The organism is Domibacillus sp. 8LH, assembly GCF_038806185.1.
Taxonomy (GTDB): domain Bacteria; phylum Bacillota; class Bacilli; order Bacillales; family Domibacillaceae; genus Domibacillus; species Domibacillus indicus_A.
The window spans coordinates 20,712-35,638 of the sequence record NZ_JAVJNG010000026.1; the positions used below are offsets into that span (position 1 = coordinate 20,712).

The 14,927-nt window shown below is 42.9% G+C and carries 11 protein-coding genes; 7 read left to right on the forward strand and 4 right to left on the reverse strand.

The window, feature by feature from the left end; genetic code table 11:
- Positions 1–96 precede the first annotated feature (96 nt).
- Both RG959_RS20155 and RG959_RS20160 read left to right on the forward strand, forming a co-directional pair.
- A complete protein-coding gene (locus tag RG959_RS20155; RefSeq protein WP_342798640.1) occupies positions 97–555 on the forward strand; it encodes a spore coat protein in 459 nt (152 codons plus the stop codon).
- Between the two features lie 34 nt (positions 556–589).
- Positions 590–1,018, forward strand: coding sequence for a spore coat protein (locus RG959_RS20160; RefSeq protein WP_251273508.1), 429 nt, complete (start codon positions 590–592; stop codon positions 1,016–1,018).
- Positions 1,019–1,270: 252 nt separating this feature from the next.
- On the opposite strand, the gene RG959_RS20165 is transcribed toward RG959_RS20160, so the two are convergent.
- Positions 1,271–2,533 (reverse strand): glycosyl hydrolase family 18 protein, encoded by a 1,263-nt coding sequence (locus tag RG959_RS20165; RefSeq protein ID WP_342798641.1) that lies wholly within the window; start codon positions 2,531–2,533, stop codon positions 1,271–1,273.
- Positions 2,534–2,771: 238 nt separating this feature from the next.
- Between RG959_RS20165 and RG959_RS20170 the strand changes: the two genes are divergently transcribed.
- From RG959_RS20170 to RG959_RS20190, 5 genes are all read left to right on the forward strand, one after another.
- Entirely contained in the window at positions 2,772–4,550 is a 1,779-nt protein-coding gene (locus tag RG959_RS20170; protein ID WP_342798642.1) for a cache domain-containing sensor histidine kinase, read from the forward strand.
- Between the two features lie 49 nt (positions 4,551–4,599).
- The gene (locus RG959_RS20175) at positions 4,600–5,790 is read left to right on the forward strand and encodes a response regulator transcription factor (RefSeq protein ID WP_342798643.1); all 1,191 of its coding nucleotides are present in this window, start codon (positions 4,600–4,602) and stop codon (positions 5,788–5,790) included.
- 19 nt (positions 5,791–5,809) lie between these two features.
- Entirely contained in the window at positions 5,810–7,087 is a 1,278-nt protein-coding gene (locus tag RG959_RS20180; RefSeq protein WP_342798644.1) for an ABC transporter substrate-binding protein, read from the forward strand.
- 257 nt (positions 7,088–7,344) lie between these two features.
- On the forward strand, positions 7,345–8,811 hold the full coding sequence (locus tag RG959_RS20185; protein WP_342798645.1) for a glycoside hydrolase family 68 protein: 1,467 nt from the start codon (positions 7,345–7,347) through the stop codon (positions 8,809–8,811).
- A gap of 98 nt (positions 8,812–8,909) precedes the next feature.
- Complete coding sequence (locus RG959_RS20190) at positions 8,910–10,466, forward strand: glycoside hydrolase family 32 protein (protein WP_342798646.1); 1,557 nt, start codon at positions 8,910–8,912, stop codon at positions 10,464–10,466.
- Between the two features lie 102 nt (positions 10,467–10,568).
- Here RG959_RS20190 and RG959_RS20195 read toward each other — a convergent pair whose 3' ends face one another.
- The 3 genes from RG959_RS20195 to RG959_RS20205 all read right to left on the reverse strand — a co-directional run bounded on the left by RG959_RS20195 (position 10,569) and on the right by RG959_RS20205 (position 14,906).
- Positions 10,569–11,867: a class II aldolase/adducin family protein gene (locus RG959_RS20195; protein ID WP_342798647.1), complete on the reverse strand. Its 1,299-nt coding sequence runs from the start codon at positions 11,865–11,867 to the stop codon at positions 10,569–10,571.
- 246 nt (positions 11,868–12,113) lie between these two features.
- Entirely contained in the window at positions 12,114–13,778 is a 1,665-nt protein-coding gene (locus RG959_RS20200) for a ribulokinase (RefSeq protein ID WP_342798648.1), read from the reverse strand.
- A gap of 87 nt (positions 13,779–13,865) precedes the next feature.
- The gene (locus tag RG959_RS20205; protein ID WP_342798649.1) at positions 13,866–14,906 is read right to left on the reverse strand and encodes an autoinducer 2 ABC transporter substrate-binding protein; all 1,041 of its coding nucleotides are present in this window, start codon (positions 14,904–14,906) and stop codon (positions 13,866–13,868) included.
- Positions 14,907–14,927 lie beyond the last annotated feature (21 nt).

Genomic DNA, 14,927 nt, shown 5'->3' on the forward strand with positions numbered 1-14,927 from the left:
GCATTTTTTATTTTCTAAAACAGTTACAGATGCCCTTTCCGAAAGACTGATAACTTCATATGGTATGGTATAACGCAAAAAAGGAGGGTTATAACTATGTCAAAATGCTATGACGATTACGAGTCCAACAGAAGAAAACGGAAGCGCCGTGAGGAAGAGAAAGATCGCAACAAGCACGAGGATGCGGAAGTGGTACAAGACGGAGTTCAAAAATCATTTGTGGATCAAGAATCAGATGAATTAATTTGGATTAAAGATTCCTGCAACGTTGAGGTGCACTCTACTGATACACAGGCCGCTGTATCTCTTCAAGTAGGCTTGCAGCTGGCGATTGCGCTCGTTGTCAGCATCACAATTGGCGACTCAGATGAAGGTGAGTCCGTTGCACAGGAGCTGTTCCAGCAATTTGATGCGGAGCAGACGAACAAACAAAAAGTGGTAATCGACAACTCAAAAGATGTCAGAATTACAACAACTGATACCGATCTGGCTGTTAACATCCAGGCACTTCTGCAAGTGCTTGTGGCACTAGTTGTTAAATTAGACGTCTTGTAACCAAGTTCAGTAAAAAATGAAAGAGGTGAACAACATGAGTGAGAAAAAGTGGAGAGCTTTGGATCATTGCGATGATGATAAACAAAAAGATGCGGACGTACTTCAAGAAGGAGATCAGTCCGTTTCTAACGATCAAGAGTCCTTCGAGTGGATTATTGTAAAGGATTCTGAAGATGTCGAAGTTCAAACAACAGATACGCAGGCTGCCGTATCATTGCAGTTGGGCATCCAGGTTGCCATCGCGGTTGTTCTCAGCATCACAGTCGGTGATTCAAATCAAACAAAAGCTGTGGTGCAGGACTTAAAGCAATTCATTAAAACAAAGCAAAAAAATACGCAGAAAACCGTGATCGAAGGTTCCAAGCATGTTAAAGTGACAACAACGGATACTGACTTGGCCGTGAACATCCAAGCCCTTCTTCAAATCCTCCTGGCTATTGTGGTAAAACTGGATGTTCTTTAATTGTTAAGCTTTATAGAAAAAGAGGCTGCAGACATCATGAGTCAAAAATTGTATGGTGTTCTCCTGCTTCCATATACTTAAAGATTTGCTCGATACAGGCGCACCTTCTTGCGCCTTTTTCCTTTGAAAAACGGCTGGAGTGCACGTGAATCTTTTTGTCATGCTCGGGCTGTCCTTTTATTACAGCCGTTTAGCCGGCTTTTATGAAACAAAGCGGCTTTGTTGAAAAGCCGCTTGCTTGCGTACCAACCCTTACCTTTTTCGAACCCTGAAGAACTTCCTTAAAAGCCAAGGACCTTGCGGGAAACCGAGCGTGAGCTGCCAGGCTCCGAGACCCTGCAGGCCATTTTGACGAACAGCAAGCATTTTAGCGCTGATGCTTCTCACATCTTCAAACCATACTTCATGTGTAATGCCCTGTTCATCCCTATATCGGAAAAAGGGTGTTTCATTTTCCCTTGAATATTGAATAGGAGACTGATATCTCATCGCTGTGGCAATGGCATCTTGATTGGAAATCGCCCGTGCTGCTGTACCAGGCGTGTATGGAACAACCCAGTCATAGCCATACAGCGGCATGCCTAAAATAATCTTGCTTAGCGGAAGCCGGCTGGACGCAAATTCAATCGTTCTTCTTACTTCGGTAATGGGAGCTCCAGGACCCGGTTCGCTGCCGGCGTGATGCCAGTCATAAGCCATGATAAACATGTAGTCCACTACCGCCCCAATTCCGCCGTAATCGTACCCTCTTAACCATGGAATATCTTCGCTTGTTTTAGCCGGGACCGCTACCGTCACAACAAACCCTGCCGGCTTCAATCGTTCGGACAACTGCCGAAGAAAGCCTGTGAAAAGATCACGGTCCTCTTCCCGCACCTGTTCAAAATCGATATTGACCCCGCCATATCCTTTTCTGGAAACGAGTGAAAAGATATTATTGATCAGATTTGTTCTTGCAGTCGGATTGTTTAATACTTGATGAGCAAGCTCCGGGCTGAAGCCTTGCGCTGTTAAATTCGTAACTGTTACAATGGGCGTCACGCGGTTTTGCCAGGTCGTTTGAACGGCTGTTACATCGTTTAAATCATTGGCGATATCCCCATTTGCCGCAAAATGATATTCAAAAAGAGAGATAATGGAAGCATATGGCGCAAAGTCCGTGATGAGTGCCTGGTCCAAAGCAGGGCTTCGAACCACATAAAAACTTAACGTAGTGGCTAAATAGGTAGATGTATTGGGTATTTGTATACGTGCACCAGCCTGCAGAGAATCCGGACCAACTGAAGGATTAGCGGCTCGCAGCTGTGCGACGGTTACATACGATTTTCTGGCAATGGTAAAAAACGTGTCTCCCGGCTGAACAATATAGGTGTATAAAGGGATCAGAAGTGCCTGCCCAGGCACCACATTAGTTTCGACCAGCCCATTAACCATTCGTAATTGATCAACTGACGTTCTGTATCTGCTGCTTACTTGAAATAAAGATTCACCGGATTGGACCTCGTGAATAAACATAATTTTCCCCCATTCACTATTTCCGCCTTTCCATAAATATGATCCGCAAACAGCGCTTATTCACTTGTATCACGGACCGCTCCTCTATTTTAAAAAAGGTTTTTCCTCTTATTTTTATAAGCAAAAAGATAAAATTGGCTTTTTTCAATTACAATCGTTTGCCTACTTATGTAGCATTGACGTTATAGATTGATTTGTTATAGTTTTAGCATGTTTTAAATAGGAAGGAACGCGTTCTGTGAAAAGTATTCGACGCCGCTTATTGTTATTGTTACTTATCTTCATTCTTCTGCCTTATTTTCTCTCTGTTTTTTTAATTTATGGCTATACAAAAAACAGTGTGGAGCGGCAGGAGCTTCAAAACAGCCGGGAGCAAATTCAAAGAAACGCCGAAGAGCTGGAGCAATACGCCGAAGATATTGTGAACCTGCCCTATATTTTATACCGTAATCCAGACTTGCTTCGAATGTTTGAAAACGGGTTTGAAGATTCGATTTACTTTGACTCTATGGCGATGGAAAAAAGCATCGAAACCTTTTATTTGATGCGAAAGGAAATTCGTCAGCTTCGCTTTTATATTGATAAAGATCAGGAATCCTTTACGGTTTACAATGCGATGATCAGCACACGTAAGCCGCAGCCTCGTTTTTTGGAACAAGATGTGATCAAGCAGCTCTATCAATCTAATGCCAAATATGTGATGGAGCCGCCGCATCCCATTCAAAACTATAACAATGCGGCCATCATTCCGGAGTCCGACCACACGATGGTCATGACCGTTCACCATAAAATTGTGGACGTTCCTTCAAACGAATTTCTCGGTATGATGACAATGGACATTGATTTAGCCGCTTATGCCCGCATCGTTCATAATCTGGTTCAGGAAAACGGCGCCTCTGTACTGCTGATTGATTCTCATGATCGTATTGTGTATGCCAATGATCCAGAACAGATCGGCACTTCCGTTTCTTCTAATTTAAAGAAGCGGTTAACGAAGACCAGCACTGATACAGACAAGGACATTCTGTTATCCAAAACGTTATCAGGACCGCTGGATCAATGGAAATTAGTGAAGATTATTCCGAGCCACGCTTTGTTTCACGATGCCCGAAAAACCGCTTATATCAATATAGCGGTCGGAATCGGTGTAGGCGTGTTAGGACTGCTGATGATCGGCTTGATCTCTTACCGGATTACCCGCCCGATTCAGCTTCTCAGCCGAAAAGTACGCTCTATTGAAGGCGGAAATATGGACGTCCCTTTTGATACGGGCAGAAAAGATGAAATTGGCCATCTGGAAACGCACATGAAAGAAATGATGAACCGCATTAACCGCCATATTGACCGTGAATACAAGCTTGAAATTGAAAATAGAAAAAATGAGTTCAGGGCATTGAAATCCCAGGTCAATCCGCATTTCTTATTCAATGCCCTGCAGTCCATTGGGGCGGTCGCGCTTCGTTCCCAATCTCCGAAGGTATACCAGCTATTGACTTCTTTGTCTCAAATGATGCGTTATTCCATTCAAGCCAACCAATGGGTATCACTTCGGGATGAAATGAATTATATAAACGCTTATCTCACTCTTCAAATGGAACGGTTTGGGCCCGATATACATCATTCCATTCAGATCAGTGAACAAGCACTGGATAAGAAAATACCAAGCATGACGCTTCAGCCGCTTGTAGAAAACTTTTTTAAACACTGCTATGAAGAAGGGTTTTATGAGGCCCGTTTAACGATTTCCGGACATATTCAAGGGGATGATCTATACCTCCGCGTTGAAAATGATGGGCCTGGTCTGACGGACACAAAGCTTCAGGCATTAAGACATCATATTTATGCTTCTCTTGGCAGCGCCATGTATTCGGGCAATCATATTGGCTTAAAAAATATCCATGATCGATTAGTGCTGCATTACGGGGCGGAAGCCGTCTTCATAGTCGATTCGAAAGACGGCCGGGGATTCTCAGTCGCCATACGCATTCCGGCCGAAACAACACGTTCCGAGGAGTAAATGAATAAAAAAAACGCTTTGATTCTTTTTTGCGAGGAGGATGAGGACAGTGAAAGCCTTAATTGCCGACGATGAATTTAATGTGCGTGACGTGATACGCCATCTCGGAAACTGGGAACAATACGGTATCACTCAGCTTATCGAGGCCTGCAATGGTGATGAAGCCAGAAGCATGATTGAAAAAGAAAAACCAGAGATCATCTTGACCGATATAAAAATGCCCCGAATGAGCGGCATCGAATTAATCGAGTGGCTCGATTCCATTTCCTATCCGGGCAAATTAATTTTTATAACAGGTTACAACGATTATTCGTTTATGCGAAAAGCTATCCAATTCAACAGCTTTGATTATTTATTGAAGCCTATTGAACCGGATGCTTTTAACCAGACGCTTCAAAAAGCGGTTGAGGCCTGGATAAGCGATGAAGAAAAACGGCTGTACGAAGAAAACGGTTTGTTTGAAGATGCCAAAAAACTGCAAATGAACCAGCTCGTTACGTCCGTTTGCGCAGGTGACGTTTCAGAAATAGCGCTTCTTCAGTCCTCTCTGCCGGCAGCAGAGGAATATGATATGACACTGCTTTCGTTTTATCACATGCATGACCCTTCCCCTTATATTCAGTCGCTCGCTGAGGAGCTCTCAAAACAACAGTGGGGAAATGCATTTGCGCTTCAAAACGACGCTGCCCTATGTGTCGTGCTCACCATACGAGGCCGCTGGCTGGCTGTGGAAGAGTGGATCAGCCAGCATTTTGATCTGCCCGTGCGACTTGTCAGCGAGCCTCTGGATTCATTTATAGAAATGCCTGGATTGTTTCAATCTCTGCAAAAATCAATGGACGAGCAGCATTTTAGAACGATCCACCGCTTAGATGATTTAGAAGCAGCCCGCCGCATAAAAGATATTATTGCTTATGTAGATACGTATTATATGGAAGAATTAAGTTTAGAGAAACTCTCAAGCCGTTTTTTCTTCAGCCGTGAGCATATTTCAAGGAAGTTTAAACAAGAAACCGGTATGCCTCTGTCTAAATACGTGAAAAAATTAAGGATTGATCAAGCCAAAAGCTGGCTTCAGAATACAGATGAAAGTATTTATTCCATTTCTTTAATGCTGGGCTACCAGGATGAGAAATATTTTTCCAAGCTGTTTAAAAAGGTCGTAGGCATGACCCCTTTTGAATATCGAAACAGTCAAGCATTACCACAAAATGAAACAAAAACATCCACTTTATCTTAATGAGGACCGGGGTAATAAAATGAAAAAAAGAACTCTTTCTGCCCTTTTAGCCGGACTATTGAGTTTGTCCCTGTCTGCCTGCCAGCCGGCTCCTCAAAAGGAAAGCGTGCATACAGACAGGGACGAACCCAGGATTACGTTAACGATCCGAAATCCAAAAGTAGAAATTTCTACACAGTTTGAACAAATGGCCATCGCTTATGAAAAGGGCCATCCCAATGTCAAAATAGATATTCATACGGTAGGCGGCTCTGTTGATGACTTTTCCGATTTAAAAGCAGAAATAGCTGCAGGCACAGGGCCCGATATTTTTACCAACAGCGGTTATGAAACAGCCAAAGAATGGCAGGACTATTTGGAAGACCTTTCTGACGAGCCATGGGTTAAGCACGCTTATGAAGAAGCGTTAACACCGATGACCTTCGACGGAAAAATACATGGAATGCCGATGAATTTGGAAGGCTACGGATTTATCTACAATAAAGATTTGTTTCAAAAAGCAGGCATTGACACCGTTCCAACAACACTGACGGACTTAATCGAAGCAGCCCAAAGGCTGCAAAAATCCGGTATTACCCCTTTTGCAACCGGCTATTATGAAGAGTGGAAATTAGGCGACCACTTAATGAACGTAGCATTTGCCCAGCAAAAAGATCCGGCCGCTTTTATCCAAAGCCTGAATAACGGGAAAGAAACCATTCAAAGCAACCCGGCATTTCACGATCTTCTCAATCTCTTGGATGTCACCTTAAAATATGGAAATCGCGATCCTTTAACGACGGATTACAACATGGAAGTGAACTTATTTGCTTCCGGGAGAGCCGCCATGATTCAGCAGGGAAACTGGATACAGCCGATGATTGATCAGCAGTCACCGCATATGAATATTGGCTTTCTCCCCATCCCCCTGAATGACCACACTAAAAGCAAGTTAGTGGTCAGTGTGCCGAATTATTGGGTGATCAATAAGCAATCGTCCCCTGCAGAAAAAAAAGCAGCAAAGGAATTTTTAAACTGGATGGTGTCCACGAAACAAGGCCAAATATTTATGACCGACCGCTTTAAATTTATTCCTGCCTTTAAACATATTAAAGCGGATCATTTAGGACCGCTGGCGGATGAAACTATCCACGCCTACAAAGAAGGAGATACCCTGCATGCCAATTGGTTTCACTTTCCGAGCGGGATTAAAGAAGAATTCGGCGCGGCTATGCAGCTGTATATTGGAAAGCAGCTGCCGCGCAAACAATTGCTCGATGAATTTCAAAAATCGTGGGAAAAAGCTTCAAACAGCTGATTTCCTTAAAACATCCGTTTTTTGTTTTCAAGTCGCTAACCTCATACTTTTTACTTACACCCCATCTTGATGGGGTGTTTTTTTCACGCTTCCTTTTTCCCGTACCAAATCAATTTAAGACGAAATCCTGATCAATCTATGCCATATCCAGAAAACCCGGACTCTCTTATACTTTTACTTGTATTACATACATGGCGGCACCGCTGCTTGTCACCCCAGCGGTGCCCCCTTTATCAAAACGTACAGGAGGAAGAAAAATGAAATTTCACAAGCTTGCCGCAAAAGCCAGCGTCGTATCGCTTAGTGCTGGTATTTTATTAGGAGGAATCAGCCCGCAGGCATTTGCCGCACCAAAAGATACGCTCGATCATAAGGAAACGTACGGCACTTCCCAAATTACCCGCTCTGACATGCTGGATATGATCAAGCAGCATGGCGATGCCAAGTATACAGTACCTCAGTTTGACGCATCAACAATAAAAAATATCCCCGCTGCTAAAAAAGTGGACGAGAACGGCAACTTGATGGATTTAGATGTATGGGACACATGGCCATTGCAGAACGCGGATGGAACCGTAGCAGAATATAACGGCTACCACATCGTGTTTGGACTCGCTGGAGATCCGAAAAACGGCAGCGACACATTCATTTACATGTTCTATAAAAAAGCAAATGAAAACTCAATTGATGCATGGAAAAATGCAGGAAGAGTATTTAAAAACGACGATAAGTTTAAGCCAAACGATCCATATTTAAAATATCAGGCAGAAGAATGGTCTGGTTCTGCAACGTTCACAGAGGATGGGGAAGTCCGCTTGTTCTATACAAACCGCGAGCCATTTACACCTGAATCCGGCCATTACGGCAAACAAACGCTGACAACTGCTCAAGTGAACGTGTCTGAAGAAACAGCTGGCACGCTGAAAATTGATGGTGTAGAAGATTATAAATCTATTTATGAAGGCGGAGACAGCAAAACGTACCAAACGGTTTCAAAGGCATTCGGTGAAGGAAACTTTGCAGATAACCATACGATGCGTGATCCTCACTATGTGGAAGATAACGGACATAAATACCTTGTATTTGAAGCAAACACAGGAACGGAGTACGGCTACCAGGGCGAGGAATCTCTTTATAACAAAGCTTACTATGGCGGCAGCGAGCGATTCTTCCAGGAAGAAAAAGCAAAGCTTCTGCAAAGCCCTAAAAAGGACTTGGCTGAGCTTGCAAACGGCGCCATCGGTATCATTGAAATCAACGACGATTATACAATGAAAAAAGAAATGAAGCCTTTAATTGTATCTAACACTGTCACAGATGAAATTGAGCGTCCAAACATCTTTAAGAAAGACGGCAAATGGTACCTGTTTACGAGTACACGCGGTTCTAAAATGACGATTGATGGCATTGATAACGAAGACATTTACATGCTTGGCTATGTAGCAGATTCTATTGACGGACCATACAAGCCGTTAAATAAAACAGGTATTGTATTGCATCAGGACCTAAACCCTCGTGATATTACATGGACATATGCGCACTACATTATTCCGCAAAAGAACAGCGACAACTTTGTTGTAACAAGCTACATGACAAACAGAGGCTTCTTTGAAGACCACAAGTCTACTTTTGCACCAAGCTTCCAGCTTGATATCGAAGGACCAAAAACATCCGTTGTAGAAAACGGCATTCTTGAACAAGGCCAGCTTACGATTAACGAGTAAAACCGCCTGTTTACAATGCTTTATAAGATTTACGAAAAAGAAAATGTCAGTTCATTTGGCATTTTCTTTTTTATTTTAAAAAAGTGTGGTGAGTGTAAATGAGTAAACATTTTTGGCAAAAAAAGCCTCCTGTTTGGATCTACCTGCTCCTTCTTGCCGTATGTACAGGCGGACTGTCAGTATATTTCGTTTCTTCCTCAACAGAACAGCCCACAACAGAAGAGCAAAAAGCACCGTCGTACCGGGCAGACTACCATTTTACCGCCCCTGACAAGTGGAAGAACGACCCGCAGCGGCCTGTTTATTTTAATGGGAAATATCACTACTATTATCTTTATAATAAGGATTATCCGAGTGGAAATGGAACCGAATGGCGTCATGCCACTTCAGAAGATCTGGTGCATTGGCATGATGAAGGCATCGCCATCCCGAAATACACAAATAAGAATGGCGACCCGTGGTCAGGCTCTGTTGTCATAGATAAAGACAATACCGCCGGCTTCGGCCAGAACGCTTTTGTAGCGATTGTTACACAGCCTTCTAAGAACGGTGGAAAGCAGGAGCAATTTTTATGGTACAGCACCGATCATGGAAAAACGTTCACCTCTTACAGTGACAAGCCGATTATGTCCAATCCGGGTACAAAAGATTTCAGGGACCCAAAAATCATCTGGGATGACGAGCACCATAAATGGATGATGGTAATGGCGGAAGGAACGAAAATCGGCTTTTATGAATCCGCCGACTTAAAGAACTGGCAGTACACGAGCGGCTTTTTTACGAAGGATATCGGCCTTATAGAATGCCCTGATTTATACATGCTGCGTGCGGATGATGGGACTGTTAAATGGGTGCTCGGAGCCAGTGCAAATGGAAAGTCGGCCGGCAAGCCCAACACGTATGCTTATTGGGTAGGAACTTTTAACGGAAAAGAATTTTCCCCCGGCCATAATGAACCTCAGTGGCTTGATTATGGTTTTGATTGGTATGGAGGGGTCACATTTGAAAGTGGCACGGAAAGCGATAAGCTGACAAGACGGTATGCACTCGCCTGGATGAATAATTGGGATTATGCCCATAATACGCCGACCTTGCAGGAAGGCTTTAATGGAATGGACTCAATTGTCCGTGACATTACGTTAAAGCATGCAGGCGATCATCAATATTATCTGGCTTCACAGCCAATTGAAGCATTAAATGAATTGACTGCTTCCACCGATTATTATGAACAAATTGAAGTCGATGGTGCTAAAACCCTTCCTGTATCCGGTGATGTGTATCAATTGGAAACCGACATTTCCTGGTCGGACCTTCAAAACACAGGCCTACGGCTGCGGGAATCCGCGGACCGAACCCGCCATGTGGATGTAGGAATTTTCACCGCTGGTGGTTACTCTTACGTGAACCGCGGCTTTACGGGACATCCTGATAAAACGAATCACTCTCTTGAAAGCAAGGCACCATTTGATACCGGCAAAAAGCAGGTGCATGTAAAAGTACTTGTTGATAAAACAAGTATTGAGGTATTTATCGATGACGGAAAAGTGGCTCATTCGAGCTTAATCTTCCCCCCTCTTACCGATAAAGGCATTACCCTTTTCTCTGAAGGCGGTAAAGCTGTTTTTAAACATGTAAAAATTCAGCACCTCAATTGATTCATCAAAACCCTTATAAGTTGCAAAAAATAACTGCATTACTTTTTTCATTTCACACAAAAAGACACCCTTTCGCTTTTGAAAGAGTGTCTTTTTTCTGTATTAGGACTTAGCTGATAATTTAAAACCTTGAATGATTGCGTCAATATCTTCCTCCCTAATATTAATAACCTCTCCTACATGCTTTGCCTGGACAAGTGCTTTAGCGCTGTACTCTGCCACTTCAATCCGATCAAACACTTTTAATAAATTTCCCCCGGTTACCACCGCATAACCGTTTTCCACTAACAGGACAGGGTTATTATCTGCAATCTTTTTCACGACAGCTTTATAATGATCGCTTCCTGTATCAAACGGAACTTTACCAATATCTCTTAACACAACATAAGCTTCCGGAATAATATGGGTATTGTAACTGGCTTCTGTAATGGCATATGCCATTAAGTATGGCGGTGCTACAAGAGCTGCGGAGGAGATTTCAGGATGCTCTTTATAAATTTTTTCGTGTAGTTCATAGAATTCACAGGGCTCTTTTAATGCTTCACATTTCCCCTCTTTTAGATGAACAATGTCTTGAGTAGAAATTAACTTCCGATCGGTATGAGCTGGAGTAACTAAGATTGAACCATCTGAAAGTTTAACCGATAAACTCCCCATTTTGCTCGTAATAAGTTTTCGGTCGTAAAGGCGATTTAAAAATTGAACAATAGCAGCCCGAGCTTGGGCTTCCTCTTCCGTTTGGCTATGCTTCTCTTGTACTGGCAGCTGCTTTGCCTCGCTGTCGTTTACCTTTTTCAGCTGCTCCTCTGTTAGTTCAAATGTTTTGCCAATAGTATTTGCGTTTATTTCAATACGTGCTAGATATTCAAGCATTTCAAATAAATGAAAGGCTTCGAACAGATTTGTTCCGCCCACCACTAATCCATGGTTTTCCATAATCACCGCATTTCCACCTTTAGCAAATTGAGAAGCAATGTTGTTTTTTAGCGCCTCGCTTCCCGGAATAGCATAAGCGGCGATTTCCATTGAGCCGGCAATGTGTTTATACGTATTCATGAATAGCTTTGTATTCGGTTTTTTGCGTGCCATGCTAAAGGAAACAAGTGCCGGCGGGTGTGCATGAACAATTGCTTTAATATCCGGCCTCACTTCATAAATCCCCTGATGAAAAGGCAATTCAACGGAAGGAGTGTGAATGCCTTCAGCGTTTCCATCTTTTTTTAAACGCATAATATCACGCACTGTTAGGTTTCCTTTGTCCACACCCGAAGGAGTGATCCACATATCACCATTTTCATCAATTAAAGAAAGATTTCCACCGGATATCGTCGTCATCTCATATTTATAAATCCGTTCCATAATACTTACAATTTGTTCAGCTGGGTGTATATTAGTCTTCATCAGCTCATCCCTTTCAATGTTTCTCTCCTAGAAGCGATTTCTTTAAATTTCTTCAACAAAGCCGCCTCTTTTTGATTGACTGGCCCATACTTTTTAATGTTAAATGAATGCCGTATTAACTGGCGCCCTGCTTGTAAACCCTTGACCTCTTTTTCGGCAATTAGTTGAATCAGCAAATTTCCAACAGCTGTTGCCTCAAAAGGTCCAGCAGTCCGCTTGAAGCACCAATATCTACGGCAATATGGATCATTCTCCCTTCCTCCTTAATGCTTTCAATCCATGCATGACATTTCGCTCGCTTCGCCCAAAAAAATCGTGTACTTGCAAATAATATTGATAAAGCTTTTCGTAAATAACACTGTTTTCCTCTGAAGGACTGATCATTGTTCCTGACGTTTTTGCCATATAAGATGCGGCTTCCTCCAGAGAGTCATATCCACCCTGTTTTCTTCCTGCTGCGACGGCAGCGTAAATAGCCGAGCCGCGGGCAATAACTTGCTCCGCATCTGTTATCTTTATATCGCGCTTTAATACATCAGCATAAATTTGCATAAGCAGCTTATTTTTCTTTGGCAGCCCGCCACATGCAAAAATATCCTTAATCTCTATATTTTCATTCTCAAAAGATTCGATAATTTTTCTTGTTCCAAAAGCAGTTGATTCAAGTAATGCCCGATATATCTCTTCTGGCTTTGTCGCTAGGTTTAAACCAATGATAGCCCCTGATAAATGACCATCCATGAGAACAGATCTATTTCCGTTCCACCAATCGAGTGCGATCAGTCCCGATTCTCCAGGATTTAAACGTGCTGCTTTTTGCTCTAGGTAATCGTGGATATTCATACCTTTAAGATAAGCTTCTTTTTTAGCATGCTTAGGAACACATTCATTGATATACCAGGCAAAAGCGTCTCCCACCGCCGCTTGTCCGGTCTCATAACTCACGGCACCCGGTACAATACCGTCTTCTACTACTCCGCAAATCCCTTCTAACACTTGCTTTTTTTCTGCAATAAGCATATGACAGGTTGATGTCCCCATCGTCATCACAAATTGCCCAGCATTCACTGCTCCTACCGCGGGCACTCCTGCGTGTGCGTCAATGATACACACAGAAATCGCTATTCCCGGATTTAATCTCAGCCTAGCAGCCATCTCTTTTGTTAAAACGCCTGCACATTCTGCTACATTTTTTATTTCTCCGCGTAATTTTGTCTCAACGACTGTCTCCAATCTTTCATCTACTGATTTTAAGAAAGAAGCAGAAGGATATCCTTCTCCATCATTCCAAAAAGCTTTGTAACCGCTGAGGTTACTACTTCTAACCAACTGCCCGGTCAGCTGCATTGTAATCCAGTCCCCTGCTTCAATAAACAAATCAGCAGCTTTATAAATAGAAGGATCTTCCCGTAAAACCTGTAACATTTTTGGGAACAACCATTCTGACGAAAATTTCCCTCCATATTGCTGCAGGATTGGTTCGTTTCTTTCTTGAGCAATCCGTGTGAAATCATCTGCTTCTTTTTGAGCGGCATGGTGTTTCCAGAGTTTTACCCAGCTGTGAGGATGCTTTTTCCATTTTTCCTGAAAGCACAACGGCTCGCCTTCTTTATCAACAGGTAAGAGGGTGCACGACGTAAAATCAATGCCAATGCCAATCACATCTTCTTTATTGATCCCGCTTTGCTTCATTACTTCTGGAACAGATTTAAATAATACATCCAAATAATCTCGGGGATGTTGAAGCGCCCAATCCTTTTCAAGTTTTACCCCATCAGGAAGTGATTCGTCGATTACTCCGTGGTGATAAGGTGTGACATGAGCCGCTGCTTCACTTCCGTTTTCTACGTTTACAAGCACTACTCTCCCTGATTCTGTCCCATAATCGATACCGATTGTATACTTAGCCACATTTACAACCTCCTTTTTTCTATAAAGTAAAACCCCTCTCACGAGTAAACGTTGGCCGGAGAGGGGTCAAGTTATAGTTACATTAGATTAAAAATCATAATCTGCTGCGTTTTCTTTTGTGAAGTCTGTTGGAGGACCCATAATAACTGTTTTACCATCTTCCCAAAGTTCGATTTCACCCACACCTTCAACGTTTTGCCCGTTTTCTGGTTTCTCACCTTCAACCAAATCTTTTGCAAGAGCCACTGTTAAGTAACCTAGCTTATCTGGCTCCCAAAGAATGGCCACATCCAGTGCCCCATCTTCTAGATAAGGAGAAGAATCTTTCGGCAGCGCCGTACCAACAACCGCAATTTTATCTTGAAGTCCTTTTTCTTGAATCGCCTGAGCTGCGCCAAGTGGTGCTGGTGTTGAAAATGCCATAATACCTTTTAAATCCGGATTAGATTTAATCAAATCCAATGTTTTTTGATAAGCAACTTGCTGTTTTTCATCAGTTGCAATTTTATCTGTAACGAGTTCGATGCCAGGATAGTTTTCTTCGAGTTCTTTCTTGGCTGCATCAATCCACGTGTTTAAGTTTGCTGCCGACAATCCACCTGTTAAAATAGCAATCTGGCCTTCTTCAGTGCCCATTTGTTCAACAAGTGATTGAGCAATGTGTCGACCGTATGCCTCGTCATCAATTTGGTGAACAGATAGCTCAACCAGGGACTGATCTGCCGGCGTATCCCAGTCCATTACAATAATCCCCTGGTCTTTTGCTTTTTTAAGGACCGGTGAAAGGGAAGCCGCATCATTTGGAGCGACCGCAAGAACGTCTACATTTTGGCTAATTAAGTCCTCAATAACCTTTACCTGCTGTGCAGCATCCGGCTCAGTCGGTCCTGTGTAAACCACTTCAACGCCAAGGTCTTTTCCTGCTTGAATAGCGCCGGCTTCTGATGCATTAAAGTATGGGATACCAATCAGCTTTGGTACTACAGCAATTTTCACTTCCCCATCATCACCGCCGCCACTGTTGCTTTTCGTACTTTCATTTCCAGCGGCACCTTCCTCTGATACGCACCCTGCCAATAACCCTCCTGCTAAAATAGCAGTTGCAAACAACCCTGTAACTTTTTTCATCGTCCATCTCCCTTTCTGAAG

What these genes read in the sequence shown, in the direction of transcription:
- RG959_RS20155 (WP_342798640.1), top strand. Translation starts at nt 97, where the DNA reads ATGTCAAAATGCTATGACGATTACGAGTCCAACAGAAGAAAACGGAAG.
- RG959_RS20160 (WP_251273508.1), top strand. Translation starts at nt 590, where the DNA reads ATGAGTGAGAAAAAGTGGAGAGCTTTGGATCATTGCGATGATGATAAA.
- RG959_RS20165 (WP_342798641.1), bottom strand. Translation starts at nt 2,533, where the DNA reads ATGTTTATTCACGAGGTCCAATCCGGTGAATCTTTATTTCAAGTAAGC.
- RG959_RS20180 (WP_342798644.1), top strand. Translation starts at nt 5,810, where the DNA reads ATGAAAAAAAGAACTCTTTCTGCCCTTTTAGCCGGACTATTGAGTTTG.
- RG959_RS20185 (WP_342798645.1), top strand. Translation starts at nt 7,345, where the DNA reads ATGAAATTTCACAAGCTTGCCGCAAAAGCCAGCGTCGTATCGCTTAGT.
- RG959_RS20190 (WP_342798646.1), top strand. Translation starts at nt 8,910, where the DNA reads ATGAGTAAACATTTTTGGCAAAAAAAGCCTCCTGTTTGGATCTACCTG.
- RG959_RS20195 (WP_342798647.1), bottom strand. Translation starts at nt 11,867, where the DNA reads ATGAAGACTAATATACACCCAGCTGAACAAATTGTAAGTATTATGGAA.
- RG959_RS20205 (WP_342798649.1), bottom strand. Translation starts at nt 14,906, where the DNA reads ATGAAAAAAGTTACAGGGTTGTTTGCAACTGCTATTTTAGCAGGAGGG.